The sequence below is a fragment of the Caballeronia sp. LjRoot34 genome, from assembly GCF_964253815.1.
Classification (GTDB): Bacteria; Pseudomonadota; Gammaproteobacteria; order Burkholderiales; family Burkholderiaceae; genus Caballeronia.
On the sequence record NZ_CAXUSB020000003.1, the window covers coordinates 649779 to 664408 of the forward strand.

Sequence of the window (14630 nt, forward strand, 5' to 3'; positions counted from 1 at the left end):
GGCCGCGCTCATGGGGGCAGCCAAAAAAATGCACTAACGCGATAACGTAACATCGACCGGTCGCGCGAATCGCTTGGCGCCGACCACGCACAGCACCACGGCCGTTGCGACAGCCACCATCGGCCAGCCGACCGGCTCGTGCAACAACGTCGCGGCAAGCACGAGCCCGAAGAACGGTTGCAGCAATTGCAACTGCCCGACAGCCGCAATACCGCCCTGAGCCAGGCCGCGATACCAGAACATGAAACCGATCAACATACTGAACAAGGAGACGTAGGCAAGTCCCATCCATGCCGAGCCACCCACATCGGCCCAGGACGATGGCATGGTGGCAAGCGCCAGCGGTGCCATGATAGGCAGCGACAACACCAGCGCCCACGAGATCACCTGCCAGCCGCCAAGCTTGCGCGACAGCCTGCCGCCTTCCGCATAACCAAGCCCGCAGACAACGATGGCCGCGAACATCAGGACATCGCCGACAGGTGATGCCCCCGTCCCCTGTGCCAGCGCAAATCCGGCGACAAGCAAGGCGCCAAAACCAGAAAACAGCCAGAACGCAGGGCGCGGACGCTCACCTCCGCGCAGCACGCCGAAGATCGCCGTCGAAAGCGGCAGCAAGGCAACAAAGACAACCGAATGAGCGGCGGTGATGTGTTTGAGCGCAAGGGCGGTGAGCAGCGGAAAGCCGATGACGACGCCGCACGCCACCACTGCGAGCGAAATCAGATCGCCTCTTTCGGGCCGCTTTTGCCGGAACATCAGCAAGAGCGCCAGTCCCAGCAAGCCAGCAATGCCAGCACGCGCGACCGTGAGAAAGACCGGGTCGAACGCCGCGACCGCTACACGTGTCGCGGGCAATGATCCGCTGAAAATCAGCATCCCGAGGAAACCGTTCGTCCATCCGCTTGCCGTCTTGTCCATCATGTTCCCCTATTTTCAGCTAGCGAGTATCGGCCCTCAAGACATGGATTTTCCAGAGACAGTGCACTACAGTTAGGGAAAACTGTATGGGTCAAAAATCAGTACACATGGAAGACACCACCTTTTTTGCCACAGACGCCGGCACGCTGGCCGAGCGTGTCATGCAGGCCATCCGGCAGCGGATTGCCGGACGCACCCTGACGCCGGGCGCCAAGGTTCCGTCCATCCGGGGCTTCGCCGAAACCTTGCAAGTCTCGAAGTCCACCGTGGTGGAAGCCTACGACCGCCTCGCTGCCGAAGGGGTCATTCAGTCGCGCCGCGGTTCCGGCTTTTACGTCGCCGGACACCTGCCGCCGCTGTCGCTCGCTGAACTGGGCCCGCGCCTGGACCGCGTAGTCGATCCGTTCTGGGTGTCGCGGCAATCGCTGGAGGCCGGCGCGAATGCCCTTAAACCCGGTTGCGGCTGGCTGCCTGCATCGTGGCTGCCCGAGGCGGGGCTGCGTCGTGCATTGCGATCCGTCGCGCGCACCGACGCGGCCGTGCTGGCCGATTACGGCACGTCCCTCGGGCTCCCGGCGCTGCGGCAATTGCTCGCCCGCCGCATGGCGGATCGCGGCATTGAAGCGGCGCCCGATCAGATCATCCTCACCGAATCCGGCACGCAGGCCATCGACCTGTTATGCCGCCTGCTGCTCGAACCGGGCGATACGGTACTCGTCGATGACCCCTGCTATTTCAATTTTCTCGCCCTGCTGCGTGCTCACCGGGCCAAGGTCGTGAGCGTTCCGTATACGCCCGCAGGTCCCGATATCGACCTGTTCGCGCAGGCGCTGGCGGAGCATCGGCCGCGCTTGTACATCACCAATTCGGCGCTTCACAATCCGACGGGCGCAACGCTCTCGCCGGTCGTCGCGCATCGGCTTCTGAAGCTCGCGGACCAGTCGGGTCTCACGATTATCGAAGACGATATCTTCGGCGACTTCGAGCACGAATCCGCCCCCCGTCTGGCAGCTTTCGACGGCCTGGAGCGAGTCGTCCATATCGGCAGCTTTTCCAAGAGTCTCTCGGCGTCAGTACGTTGCGGTTTTATCGCGGTGCGGCGCGACTGGGTCGAACGATTGATCGATTTAAAGATTGCCACCTCATTCGGCGGCGGACGACTTTCGGGCGAACTCATTCTCGGCGTGCTGAAAGACGGCACGTACAGAAAGCACATGGAGAACTTGCGGGAGCGCTTGTCCCGTACGATGGGACAAGCAAGCGCGCGGCTGGGAGCACTTGGTATAGAACCATGGATCGAGCCGCGAGGCGGCATGTTTCTCTGGTGCAAGCTGCCCGAAGGACTCGATGCAACGGACGTTGCCCGCCGGGCGCTGGCAGACAACATCATTCTTGCGCCGGGCAATGCGTTTAGCGTTGCGCAGTCCGCAAGCCAGTTCCTGCGTTTTAATGTCGCCCAATCGACGGACCCGCGCATTTTTACTGTGCTCGAGTCAGCGATGCACGGGTGACGTTCGACCGCTTCTAACGCATCCAATGCGAAGGGTGAACGCCACCGGCAACGCGTCAAGCCTGCGCCATCTTCGCCAGCGCTTCGCTGATCAACACGCGCGTCAATTCGCCTGCGGGCAGTTCACGCCCAAGCCGCGCCGCCTGCCCTGACCACAGGCTCGTGAAGTCGCCCTTGCCTGCCTGCTCGGCCTTGGCCTTGAGCGGCGCAAGCGCAGCGCCGGCAAGCGGAAAGGCGGGTGCCACGGCGGACAGCGGACCTAGTTCACGGATAGCCCGATTAATGATGCCGCGCGCCGGCCGGCCCGTGAATATGTTCGTCAACACGGTGGAATCATCCTGCGACTCGCGCAGCGCTATTCGATGCACCTCCGGCAGTTTCGCCTCGGGACAAAACAGATACGCGGTCCCCATCTGCACGGCCGACGCGCCCAGTGCAAACGCAGCGACAATTCCCCGTGCGTCGGTTATACCGCCCGCGGCGATCACGGGAACAGAGACGGCATCAACGACTTGCGGCACCAGCGCGAACGTGCCGACCTGCGCGGCATAGTCCTGCGTCAGGAAATTTCCACGATGCCCGCCTGCCTCAACGCCCATCGCAATCACGGCGTCACACCCATGCGCCTCAAGCCAGCGCGCTTCCGCGACAGTCGTTGCCGACGCGATGACTTTCGCGCCGGTCGCCTTCACGCGATCGAACAGTATTTTATCTGGCAGTCCGAAATGAAAACTCACGACCTCAGGTTTGAATTCTTCCACGACCGCGCAGAAGTCACTGTCGAATGGACGACGGCCTGCCGCGGGCGGTGTCACTTCGGGATCGAGTCCATACTCGACGTAATACTCCGCCAGACGCGCGCGCCATGCCATGCTGCGCGATACATCGGCTTGCGGCGGAACGTGACAAAAGAAATTGACGTTGATCGGGGAGCGCGTTTTCGACCGGATCAACGCGATGCCGTCACGCGCTTGCTCCACGGTGAGTAGCGCGCAAGGCAGCGATCCCAGGCCGCCTGCTTCGCATACCGCTATGGCCAATTCGGGCGTGCCGGAGCCCGCCATGGGCGCGAGAATAATAGGTGCGTCAATACCAAACAAGTCGAGAATCCGACGATTGCGCCAGGTGCTCATGCTTCTGTTCTCCTTGATCATTGCGATGCCTGAGTGCCTTGGATCCATCCGTTGCACTCGGCTTGACCCACGCGCGGGCCGGTTCCATTACCGTGAAAAGCGTGCTCCCAATGCCCGCATTGCTTTTCAATAGAACCGCCTGGTTTCCGCTTAAGGACGGCCTATAGCCCACGCCGTCAGCAGCGCAAAGCTTAGCAAGCTTTCAAGGAGAGCACGGCGCTTTGATGTGATAATTGCTATCACTTTTCCCGATATCGAGAGTCGACATGGACGCAGCCGATTTACGCATATTCGAGTCGGTCGCGCGAAACGGCAGCATGAATCGTGCAGCCCTGGAACTTCATACTGTTCAGTCGAACGTGACGGCGCGGGTTCGCTTGCTGGAAGAGGAATTGGGTGCACCCCTCTTTCACCGGCACCACCGAGGCGTAGAACTGACGGCTGCGGGGCGCAGGCTATTGCCTTTCTCCAGACAGATGGCGCGGTTACTCGACGACGCACGCAGCGCCGTCAAAGATGACGGCGTCCCGCGTGGACCGCTGATTCTTGGCACGCTGGAAACCACTGCTGCACTGCGTATGCCCGACGTCCTCGCTTCGTTTGCGCTGGCTTATCCGCATGTGGACATGGTGGTGCGCACCGGGACCACGGCGAGCCTGATCGACGACGTGCTGCAATACCGGCTCGACGGCGCGTTTGTCGCGGGTCCCGTGCGTCATGAGGACCTGTCCACCGAGGTCATCTTTCGAGAGGAAATGGTGCTCGTGACCGCGCGTCATATTCGCTCTATCGCTGAGCTTGCGCAGTCAGGCAGCGTGAAGACCATCGTATTCCGGATTGGATGTTCGTATAGAGCACGGCTGGACAGCGTGCTCACGCGGCATGGCTTGCAGGTCAGCACGCCACTGGAATTCGGCTCACTCGACGCCATGCTCGGTTGTGTGGCTGCGGGCGTCGGCGTGACGCTGCTGCCGAGAGGCGTAGTCGCCACGGCGTGGCGCGAAGGCCGCGTGGCAGTGCATGATATTGCGCCCGAAGAGGCTCGCGTTGACACGCTGTTCGTGCGTCGCCGCGACGTATATTCGAGCACCGCGCTTAACGCCTTTCTCGCGATTGCGCGTCCGGCTGTCACCCCCGCGCCCACGCTCGTGCTTGCTTGAACGATATGGACGCGAGCGATCAGATAGCGGCTTCGCGTAGATGCGCTTTCAAGTGGCCCCGCTCAGACGTGATTGCTGAAAACTTCCTTCGCAGCGAACAGGCCGTTGAGCGCAGCCGGGAATCCCGCATACACCGCCATTTGCATGATGGTCTCGACTATCTCGTCGCGGCTAAGACCCACGTTAAGCCCCGCGGCAATATGAACCTTAAGCTGGGGCGTTGCATTGCCCAACGCGGTGAGTGCTGCAATGGTGGCAATTTCACGAGCACGGATGTCCAGCCCCGGTCGCGAATAGATATCGCCGAATGGAAATTCAAACAGGTACTTCGCAAAGTCCGGGGCGATATCGGCAAGCGATTCGATGACCTTCTCCCCGGCTTCCCCGTCGATCTCCGACAACACCCGTTTGCCTCGTTCTAGGCGACTTTCCTGATCAGCTTGGCGTTCGATCTTGTCTTGCATTTTTCAGTCCTCAGTTGAGCATTGGCATAACCAGCTATCTTGTTGTCGAGGACGAGAAGGCATGCCTGAAGTTCCGCCACCCTGAGTTGAACCTGATCGCGATGCTCCGTCAGCAGCTTGCACCGCGCTTCCTCAGTCACTGCACCCTGGGCGCGAAGGCCGGCATAACGCAGCATTTCCTGAATCGGCATGCCAGTCGTTTTTAGCCGGCCAAGAAACTCGATCCATGTAAGGATGGAAGCGTCATACATACGTTGACCGGCGCTGTCTCGCGGCGCGAACGGGAGCAATCCAATCCGTTCATAGTAGCGAATCGTATGGGCCGTGAGGCCCGTCTGCCCGGCGATGTCACCTATCTTCATGGCTTCGTTCTCGTTTCGACATAGAGCATGGTAGGACTTAGAGCGCACTCTAAGTCAAGCGCTTTCGGGCATTGTGCCGCTAACGCGGAATACAGGGCACTGGCGTTGCGTTAGGTGTGCAGGCTTAGTCCCGGAAGATCTCGAAAGCTCGCTTTGTCCTCGTCGGCCGCTCGTCACGAGGCGCAGAAAGTTCACGTACCATACGTCGTGCGCCGTACTGGCTGGTCCCGTTTCAATGTCGCTTTTTCGAATAATCTCTACAAAGACGCGCGCTATGGAATACGTCCTTGTTTTAATCGTCGGCGTGGCGGCCGGCATGTTGAGCGGCATTATCGGCACGGGATCGTCCATGATGCTGATGCCGGTGCTCGTGATCCTGTTTGGTCCCCAACAAGCCGTCCCCATCATGGCAATCGGCGCGATCATGGGGAATTTCGGCAAGATCGTCGCGTGGTGGAGAGAGATCGACTGGCGTGCTTGCGGCGCCTATTGCCTGACCGCTGTTCCGGGCGCTGCGCTGGGAGTTCACACGCTGTTATTGTTACCCGCCCGCACAGTTGAAATAGCCCTCGGCGTATTTTTTGTAGCCATGATTCCCACGCGGCGATGGCTCGCGCGACGGTCGGTGAAGTTCAGCCTCTTGCACCTCGCGCTGATCGGCGGCCCAGTCGGATTTTTGACCGGCATTGTCGTCTCAACGGGTCCGATCACGGTGCCTGTTTTCACGTCTTACGGACTTGAACGAGGCGCTTTTCTCGCTACCGAAGCCGCCGGTTCGCTCGCCGTGTACGGGACCAAGATCGCTGCGTTCAAGGAGTTTGGCGCCCTGCCGGCGGGCGTCGTGTTTCAAGGCCTGATCGCGGGAACGGCGCTCATGACCGGATCGTTTTTCGCAAAGTCGATCGTCGTCCGCATGGCGCCGTCGACGTTCAAATTGCTGGTCGACGGACTCATGTTGTCGTCTGGCCTCTCCTTACTCTGGGCAGCGGCCGGCCAGTAGCCCCAAGCCAGCTTGGTGGCTTGAAAACCGCACAAATAATGACGCTACTGACCTTGTCTCGTCTTCGAACCGCTGCGGCGCTCACGTCCATGCTTACAGTCTATGGATGCGCCGCAGTACAGGAGACTCAGTGTGCTCCCGGCGAAGAGCGCGCGGTCAACGACGTAATGATCTTCGGCACGGCCAAGCCCGTCGGTGTCGTTACGCCCGGAGAGTGGGCGGAATTCCTGCGAACTTCAGTGACGCCCCGGTTTCCTCAAGGGCTGACGGTATGGCAAGCCTCAGGACAATGGAAGGGTGCTAATACCACGATCGTTCACGAAGCCTCGTTTGTACTTAGTCTGGTCCATCCCGACAACGAGCCTAGCGAAGCTGCGGTAAAAGCGATCGGCAACGAATACAAAGCACGCTTTAGCCAGGAGTCCGTGCTCAGGGTCAAGAGCCACGCTTGCATTTCTTTTTAAGCCTTTTTAAGTGCTCCCTTACGCGACAGCACACAGTTGCGCTCACAGGAGCTTCAGCGATCTTACGAACTGCTACCTCAACTAAAAAATAGACCGCGTTCCGAGCTAGTCAAGGTGGACATCCGGTCCCGCAGTTTCTGCGGCTCCGACGCGCGAGCGACTTGTTCAACCGGTATCGGTCTTATACAAGTTTCGCGAAACCGTCCGCGCTCCAGCGTTCGCTCCCTACGCCGTGATGAACGAAGAACAAGCCATCGGGATCATACTGATCTCCGCTCGAGATGTGCCGTCTTCCCTTTTGAGAGTCATTTCAACGATGCCATTCAATACCACGCAGTCGTCATCCGATGAGGCATACGAGCCTGGGGCACCGCATCGCCGGCTGGCGCTGGGTGAAAACCGCCATGTCGTCACGCATGGCCTCAAGACCTACTTCTGGCAGGACATCTATCACATAGCACTGACAGTCGGATGGCCGCTCTTCTTCGCGGTCGCCGCGCTGCTCTTTCTATTGCTCAACTTCGGGTTCGCGTTGCTGTACCTGCTGGGACATCACGCCATTGCAAACCAGTCTCCTCCAGGTCTGCTAGGCGCATTCTTCTTTAGCGTGGAGACACTTGCAACGGTCGGTTACGGCGACATGCATCCGGATACCATCTACGGCCACAGCGTCGCCACGCTCGAGATCTTCGTTGGGATGTCAGGCATTGCGTTGACGACCGGCATGATCTTCGCGCGGTTTTCACGGCCCCATGCACGTATTCTTTTCGCGAAACGCGCCGTGGTTCGTCCTATCGACGGTCGCATGACACTCATGGTCCGCGCCGCCAATGCGCGGCAAAACGTGATTGTGGAAGCGAAGGCCAAGATGCGCCTGATGCGTTCGGAGACCACTCCCGAAGGATTCTATTTTCGCAAGGTGCTTGACCTTCCGCTGATCCGCGAACAGCATCCGATCTTCCTGCTCGGCTGGAGCCTGATGCATGTCATCGATGAAGAAAGCCCGCTCTTTGGCCAGACGCTCGAGTCGCTCAAAGCGAGCAACGCCGAGTTGATGCTGATGGTGGAAGGCCTGGACGAAACCACGGCGCAGCCCATGCAGGCACGTTATGCATGGCCGCCTGAATTGATTCTTTGGCAGCATCAGTACGTCGACCTGATGGTCGAGCGGGACGGTGAGACGCATCTCGACTACGGCAAGTTTCACGATGTCGTGCCGCTCTGACACGGATTGAGGTTCGCGACGCTTGGGCATCAACTGACCCGGTGGTTCATACGGTCACTGTCTCTGTCGCACCGATTTCTTAGCGGATAAGCTAATGCACGCTATTCCGCTTGATGGATCGCCATCTGATTTTTGCCACGGAAGGAACCCATGACTGCCGCTAACAAGACCGTCCGAATGTTGACCCGCTATAAAGCCTGGGCCAACGATCTCACCTTCTCCATGCTGAGGAACATGCCGTACGAAGAAGTTGTCCGGCCACGGCAGACACGCTTCGGAAATATGGTCCACACGCTGAACCATATCTACGTCATAGACGCCGTGTTCCAGGCTCATCTGCAGGGCCGTGAACATGGTTACTCGGCACGCAATACGCCGAGTCATCCGTCTCTGGAAGAACTGTGGCAAGCGGTCCGGATACTGGACCAGTGGTATGTCGATTTCGCCGAGGGTCTGTCGGCCGACGATCTCGACCGGTCAATTCACTTCAAGTTTATTGGCGGCGGCGAGGGTGTCATGACCTGCAACGAAATGATCCTGCATGTGGTCAATCACGGCACCTATCACCGCGGCTTTGTCGGCGACCTGATGTATCAGGCAGGCGTCACCCCATCCGCTACCGATCTTCCCGTGTTCCTGCGCGACGTGGCGCAAGAGGATTAACGCTGCCCGGTTTCGGGATAAGCGCCGGCGCATGGTTTATGAGCGGTCGGGACCCATCGTTCCCGCAGTTGCTTGCCGGTCTTCGCGCGGCGACCGTTCCTTCGATCAGGCGAGCGGGAAGCGCTTCCTGCGAGGCTGTTACATGGACCGCGATGAACTGCTTTCGCGCATTCTCGTATTGCAGCGCGGTAATGCATACCCTTCAATCCACGCCGCTTAGCGATCGCTAAGGCCGTCACTCGGCTTGCTTAGAGGATGCAGCGGCCCATCGTCGCTGCATCGCTTCTACAAGGTGCCGCCACAAGAATTCAGCAGCCGGAGAAAGGCGCCGGCCGACGCGCCGTATTGCCTGGCTGCTGAATTCGCGTGCGATCGGATGCTCCAGTTCGAGTGCAACCAGGCGCCCCGCTTCAAGGTATTGCCGCGCCGCATCCGTCGACATGAACGCCACGCCCAGTCCCGCTGCGGCAATGGCCTGGGCAGCCGAGAAAAGATCGCAGCGGTACGACGGCGTCAGGTTCAGCCGCTCTGCCCGAATGATGGCATCGAGATATTGCTGGGCGCCGAAGCGCTCGGGCATGAAGATAAGCCGCTGATCGCGCAACTGTTCAAAGCGAATGCGCCGCTCACCCGCCAACGCATGGCGTGGACTGACGAGCGCACAGAACTGCGCCGCGCGGAACGTGCGAGCGCGTATGGCGGGGTCGCTGCCGCCGCCCGCGCATAAGCCAAGATCGACGTCGTCATTGCGGACCATCGCGATGATTTCCGACGTCGCACCGCTACGCAGTTCCACCACGATGTCAGGAAACTGCAAGCTGAAGCGCTCCAGCACGGTGGCCAGCAGATTCTCGACGAACCCTTCGCCCACGCCAATGCCCAGCCGTCCGCGTCGCAGGCTCCTGAAATCTTCCAGTTGCGCCAGCATGTCGGCATCGCGGCGGCAGCTCTCGCGGAAATGTTCGACGAGGCTTAGCCCAATCTCGGTGAGCACTGCGCGCCTGCCGCGGCGCTCCAGCAGTACAACCCCGTGGTCGCGTTCGAGTTGCGCCACTTGCCGGCTGATCACGGAACCGTTAATGGCTAGCGCGTCGGCCGCGGCACGCACTCCGCCATGCAAGTCGATTTCATGCAGATAACGCAAGCTCCGGGCGCTAAGCAAATTCTCGCGGGCAGGCGTATTGTCTTTAGCCATATCGTTGTCTGTTGACATGCAGGTCAACATTATCGGTCAACGAACGTCATTGATTAGCGGATTTTGCAGCAGAATACTCCCCCATTAGATTTCTTACAGAGAGACACCCACGACCATGGAAAATACCAAGGGCTTTTGCTCACTAGACGACACGATGGATCTGCGCGATGAACTAAGCGATATCCGTCATCGCCTGCATCAGAATCCGGAGCTTGCGTACAAGGAGTTTCAAACCTCCGACCTCGTTGCGCAAAGCCTGGAAAGCTGGGGTTACAAGGTGACGCGGGGCCTGGGTGGAACCGGCATGGTCGCGTCGCTCACGGCGGGTACGGGGACCCGTGCCGTGGCCGTGCGCGCCGACATGGACGCGTTGCCGATTGCCGAGGAAACGGGTTTGCCGTACGCCAGTCGCAACGCGGGCCTGATGCACGCGTGCGGCCACGATGGCCACACCACCATGGTCCTGGGCGCAGCACGCCACCTCGCGCGCACTCGAGCATTCAACGGCACGGTTCATCTCGTGTTCCAGCCTGCCGAAGAGATCGGCGCGGACAGCGGCGCCATGCGAATGATTGCCGATGGTTTGTTCGAGCGCTTCCCTTGCGAGGCAATCTTCGGCTTGCACAATCATCCGGGCTATCCGACAGGCACGTTCATGTTCCGCAGCGGCCCGTTCATGGCGGCATCGGATACGGTCAACATCACCATTCACGGCCGAGGCGGCCACGCAGCGCGCCCGCATCTTGCCGTGGACCCGGTGGTCATCGGTGCGGGACTGGTGACTGCCTTGCAAACGGTGGTCGCGCGCAGTATCGACCCGATGCAAACGGCCGTCGTCACGGTCGGCGCTTTCAACGCGGGTCATGCCGCCAACGTGATTCCTGAGTCCGCGCGTTTGCAGATCAGCGTTCGTTCGTTCGACCCCGCTGTGCGCAAGCTGCTCGAAGCGCGTATCCGCGCGCTGACGGACGCTCAGGCAAGCGCCTATGGCGCACGCGTGGAAATTGAGTACGTCCCGGGTTATCCGGTCGTGATCAACAGCCAGGCGGAGACGGAACTGGCATTGCAAGTGGCGCGCGAACTGGTTGGCGACGACCGGGTTGTCGATAACTTCGGCCCGATCGCAGGCAGCGAAGATTTCGCTTATTACCTGCAGAAGAAGCCGGGATGTTTCCTGCGCTTGGGCAACGGTGAAGGCGCGCCGATGTTGCATAACGCGTCCTACGATTTCAACGACGACAACCTCACCGTCGGCGCGGCCTACTGGACGCGTCTGGTCGAGCGATTCCTCGCGCAGTAGGCTTCTCTCGGGTGAATCGGTAGCACTTCGGTAGCAATATCGGTAGTAACGCAAAGCTTGCGCACTGTGCGATGCCTCGGCATCGCGCTTAGCCGTGCGCAAGACCCAAGCATTCACGGGACTTCCATGTCAGTCATTACAGCCCAGCCTGCTAAAGCGGTATCGCAAAGCAAGATCGTGATTGCCGCGATCATCGGCAACCTGCTCGAGTTTTTCGATTTCACCGTCTATAGCTTTTTCGCGCTCACGATCGCCAGGCTTTTCTTCCCGGCGCATGACCCGGTTGTCTCCACGTTGCTCGCGCTGTCCGCGTTTGCGATCGGCTTTGTCGCGCGCCCGGTCGGCGGCTTCGTGCTGGGTCACTACGCGGACAAACGCGGACGCCGTGCGGCGCTTACTCTGACCATCTTCCTGATGGCGATCGGCTCGGCCATGATCGGCCTGGCGCCGACTTATGCAAGCATTGGCCTCGCCGCTCCGGCGCTCATCATCTTTGCGCGGCTGTTGCAAGGCTTCGCGCAAGGCGGTGAGTTCGGCGCCGCCACGGCGACGCTGCTCGAGACGGGTTCAGCTAAAGGCCGCGGTTTTCGGGCTAGCTGGCAGCTCGCGAGTCAAGGTGCTGCTGCGCTGATGGGTTCGGGAATAGCGGCATTGCTGACTTACCAGTTAAGCGGTGAGCAGCTGCTCGACTGGGGATGGCGCGTGCCATTCCTGATCGGCACGCTGATCATGCCGGTCGGCGTGTATTTGCGTCGTCACATTGTGGAAGATCCGCCGAAGCAGGCCAAGGCGGCCAAGGCGAGTCTGGAGCCGGGCCTCGTGCGCAAGTGGTTCCTGACTGTATTCGCCATCATGGGCATGACGGTGGCAACTTACGTTCTCATGTACTACATTCCGACTTATTCGATTCAGTATCTGAAGATGCCGGCCAAGCTTTCCATGCTGGTGTCGATCTGCGCGGCGATTGTTTCGTTGACCCTTTGTCCGATCTGGGGTGCGCTATCCGACAAGATGCAACGTCGCAAGCCGTTGATTCTGGTGGGACGCATTGTGCTGATCGTGCTGCTTTATCCAGCGTTCTGGTTGATGAACCAGTTTCCATCGTTGCCGGTCATGGTGGGATTGATCGTACTGCTGATGTTGTTCTACACCATGGGTTCGGCGCCGGCTTATGCGCTTATGCCGGAGAACTTTCCTAAGCATGTGCGGGCGGGTTATCTTGCGAGTGCTTATGCGGTGGCAGTGTCGGTGTTTGGTGGCTCGGCGCAGTTGGTTGTCGCGTGGCTTATCAAGGTTACTGGCAATACTATGGCACCAGCGTGGTACATGATTGTATGCGTGATCATTTCGCTGATCGCCGTTTCGATGTTGGAGGAAACCGGGGGGCGTGAGTTGACCTAATGAAGGGGTTTTCGTTCGCACTCGGTTTTGGGGGTTGGGTGGTTCTGTTTGGTGGGGTTTAGTGGGCGGGGGGAGTGGTCGGAGTCAGTGTTCGGTTAGTCGGTTCTGGGGTTAGTGGTCGGGGTCAATGCCGAGTTGGTGCTTTCGGCGTTAGTGGTCTGCGAGAGTCGGATATTCTCTTTATCACTGTTAGCCACTGTGCGTGGCGGCACGTCATTTCTTTGTCCAAAGCGACAAAGAAACGAAGCAAAGAAAACGCTTTTAAACCACGCTACCCTAAGTGTCCACAGCGTGCAGTTTTGATTCATAGGTGCCCCAAAAGCACGGTGCTCGCCAGAGCGAAGGATGTGTGAAACCCTCCTTCTCGCGAATCCTGACACGAACACGCTTCGCCCCGTACGCTCTCGGGCAAGCACAATTGCCGAGGGACCCGCACGGCCTCACGCGTATTCGCTGCCGCGCTTCTTGGTGCGTTGGCCGAGCGTGCGCTGCTTTTTGGTGGGCTACACGGCCGAACGCATATTTACGGCTTCATGTTTGGTGGGTTATTGCACGGGCTGCACGGTTCTTTTCGCCAGCTACGGCCTGATGCATCCGCGTGGCCCCGTTTCTTGATGGGTTAGCGACGTGGTTCGTTGTGCATATAAATTTTTAGGGCGGCTGTCCGCGGATAGCGCGGGGTGCCCCTTAGGCAGGTTCAATCACTGGTGGCGAAGCGTGTGGGTATTGGTGTTCGGAGAAGGAGGGGTTCACACATCCGTGGCTCTGGCGAGCACCGTGCTTTTGGGGCACCTATGAATAGAAACTGCACGCTGTGGACACTTAGGGTAGCGTGTTTTAAAAGCGTTTTCTTTGCTTCGTTTCTTTGTCGCTTTGGACAAAGAAATGACGTGCCGCCACGCACAGTGGCTAACAGTGATAAAGAGAAAATCCGACTCACGCAGACCACTAACACTGAAAGCACAACCCGGCATTGACCCCGACCACTAACCCCAGAACCGACCACCCCAGCATCAACCCAGACCGCCAACCCTACCCCCCTAAAACCCGTCCACCGGCGCGAGCGAATACCAATCCTCGTATGTGGATTCGTTGCGATCCTCTCCGATCGAGGTATCCAGACAAATGCTATCCGAGAAGATCGAGCCCCGCCACACCGGCTAAAGGCTCGCACACCAGAACAACCGAAGCTTAGTTCGAGGCCGGCGCCGGAGCCGCCGCAGCAGGCTTATGCTTCCGCGGTATTGCGTGCTTCTTCGCTTGCTCATTTCGGAACAGCGGATCAGCAATCTTCTTCTGCTCATCGGACAGCGTAGCGTAAAGCGCACTGAACGACGCAGCCAGCTTCTGCATATTGTCCGCGTGCAATTGGGCCAACTCGGCGTAGGACTTCATGGCGTCGTCCGCATTCTCCGAAGGCAGCTTGTGCGCACGATCGCGGAAGGCATGATCGGTCTTGGCCGCGTTGTCGCGCATCGTTTGCGCAAAAGCGTCCCACTGTGGCGCTTGCTGGCTCGTGATCTTCATCTGCGCGTGCAGGTCGTCAATTCGTTTTTCCACAAAATCTGCGTGCTTCTGTGCATGGCTAAGGGGCGCCGAAGCGGCCGAAGAAGGCGCTGCGGTCGAATCGCTTGCCGCCGTGGTCTGCGCCCACGCGGAAGTCGTGAAGCAGGCAAGCGCCAGCAATGCAGGCGCAACAGCAATACGAATGGATGGTTTCATGTTGGGAAGCTTGAATTGAGTTGTTAGATTCGCGACGTTTTATCAGAACGCGTTGTGGTCTTGTTGCCGGCCAAAGTACTCGATAAGCTCAGGTGCGCTCAACGAGGTTG

14 protein-coding genes are annotated in these 14630 nt (G+C 59.4%); 8 read left to right on the forward strand and 6 right to left on the reverse strand.

Annotation, left to right across the window (positions count from 1 at the left end; translation table 11 throughout):
* Positions 1 to 33: 33 nt before the first annotated feature.
* On the reverse strand, positions 34 to 921 hold the full coding sequence (locus tag ACSQ36_RS33935; protein ID WP_213765153.1) for a DMT family transporter: 888 nt from the start codon (positions 919 to 921) through the stop codon (positions 34 to 36).
* An 86-nt stretch (positions 922 to 1007) separates the two neighbouring features.
* Between ACSQ36_RS33935 and ACSQ36_RS33940 the strand changes: the two genes are divergently transcribed.
* Positions 1008 to 2432 (forward strand): PLP-dependent aminotransferase family protein, encoded by a 1425-nt coding sequence (locus ACSQ36_RS33940; RefSeq protein ID WP_436185441.1) that lies wholly within the window; start codon positions 1008 to 1010, stop codon positions 2430 to 2432.
* Positions 2433 to 2487: 55 nt separating this feature from the next.
* Here ACSQ36_RS33940 and ACSQ36_RS33945 read toward each other — a convergent pair whose 3' ends face one another.
* Entirely contained in the window at positions 2488 to 3564 is a 1077-nt protein-coding gene (locus tag ACSQ36_RS33945) for an NAD(P)H-dependent flavin oxidoreductase (RefSeq protein WP_436185442.1), read from the reverse strand.
* Between the two features lie 266 nt (positions 3565 to 3830).
* On the opposite strand from ACSQ36_RS33945, the gene ACSQ36_RS33950 reads away from it, so the two are divergent.
* Positions 3831 to 4724 (forward strand): LysR family transcriptional regulator, encoded by an 894-nt coding sequence (locus ACSQ36_RS33950; protein WP_436185443.1) that lies wholly within the window; start codon positions 3831 to 3833, stop codon positions 4722 to 4724.
* 62 nt (positions 4725 to 4786) lie between these two features.
* On the opposite strand, the gene ACSQ36_RS33955 is transcribed toward ACSQ36_RS33950, so the two are convergent.
* Entirely contained in the window at positions 4787 to 5188 is a 402-nt protein-coding gene (locus ACSQ36_RS33955) for a carboxymuconolactone decarboxylase family protein (protein WP_436185444.1), read from the reverse strand.
* The gene (locus ACSQ36_RS33960) at positions 5143 to 5550 is read right to left on the reverse strand and encodes a MerR family transcriptional regulator (protein ID WP_436185445.1); all 408 of its coding nucleotides are present in this window, start codon (positions 5548 to 5550) and stop codon (positions 5143 to 5145) included. The genes ACSQ36_RS33955 and ACSQ36_RS33960 overlap by 46 nt, the downstream gene beginning before the upstream one ends.
* A gap of 274 nt (positions 5551 to 5824) precedes the next feature.
* Here ACSQ36_RS33960 and ACSQ36_RS33965 point away from each other — a divergent pair, with 274 nt between their 5' ends.
* From ACSQ36_RS33965 to ACSQ36_RS33980, 4 genes are all read left to right on the forward strand, one after another.
* Positions 5825 to 6550, forward strand: coding sequence for a sulfite exporter TauE/SafE family protein (locus tag ACSQ36_RS33965; RefSeq protein WP_436185446.1), 726 nt, complete (start codon positions 5825 to 5827; stop codon positions 6548 to 6550).
* A gap of 38 nt (positions 6551 to 6588) precedes the next feature.
* Positions 6589 to 7014 carry a DUF3574 domain-containing protein gene (locus tag ACSQ36_RS33970; protein WP_436185447.1) on the forward strand — a complete coding sequence of 142 codons (426 nt, stop codon included), beginning with the start codon at positions 6589 to 6591 and terminating at the stop codon, positions 7012 to 7014.
* Positions 7015 to 7330: 316 nt separating this feature from the next.
* Positions 7331 to 8239, forward strand: a complete 909-nt coding sequence (locus ACSQ36_RS33975) for an ion channel (protein WP_436185448.1) — start codon at positions 7331 to 7333, stop codon at positions 8237 to 8239.
* A 150-nt stretch (positions 8240 to 8389) separates the two neighbouring features.
* A complete protein-coding gene (locus ACSQ36_RS33980) occupies positions 8390 to 8902 on the forward strand; it encodes a DinB family protein (protein WP_436185449.1) in 513 nt (170 codons plus the stop codon).
* Between the two features lie 235 nt (positions 8903 to 9137).
* Here the strand turns inward: ACSQ36_RS33980 and ACSQ36_RS33985 are convergent, their stop codons facing one another.
* Entirely contained in the window at positions 9138 to 10097 is a 960-nt protein-coding gene (locus tag ACSQ36_RS33985) for a LysR family transcriptional regulator (RefSeq protein ID WP_436185450.1), read from the reverse strand.
* Between the two features lie 115 nt (positions 10098 to 10212).
* Between ACSQ36_RS33985 and ACSQ36_RS33990 the strand changes: the two genes are divergently transcribed.
* Together ACSQ36_RS33990 and ACSQ36_RS33995 are read left to right on the forward strand one after the other, a co-directional pair.
* Positions 10213 to 11397: a M20 aminoacylase family protein gene (locus ACSQ36_RS33990; RefSeq protein ID WP_436185451.1), complete on the forward strand. Its 1185-nt coding sequence runs from the start codon at positions 10213 to 10215 to the stop codon at positions 11395 to 11397.
* 126 nt (positions 11398 to 11523) lie between these two features.
* A complete protein-coding gene (locus ACSQ36_RS33995) occupies positions 11524 to 12798 on the forward strand; it encodes an MFS transporter (RefSeq protein ID WP_436185452.1) in 1275 nt (424 codons plus the stop codon).
* 1191 nt (positions 12799 to 13989) lie between these two features.
* Here the strand turns inward: ACSQ36_RS33995 and ACSQ36_RS34000 are convergent.
* Positions 13990 to 14520, reverse strand: coding sequence for a Spy/CpxP family protein refolding chaperone (locus ACSQ36_RS34000; protein WP_436185453.1), 531 nt, complete (start codon positions 14518 to 14520; stop codon positions 13990 to 13992).
* Positions 14521 to 14630 lie beyond the last annotated feature (110 nt).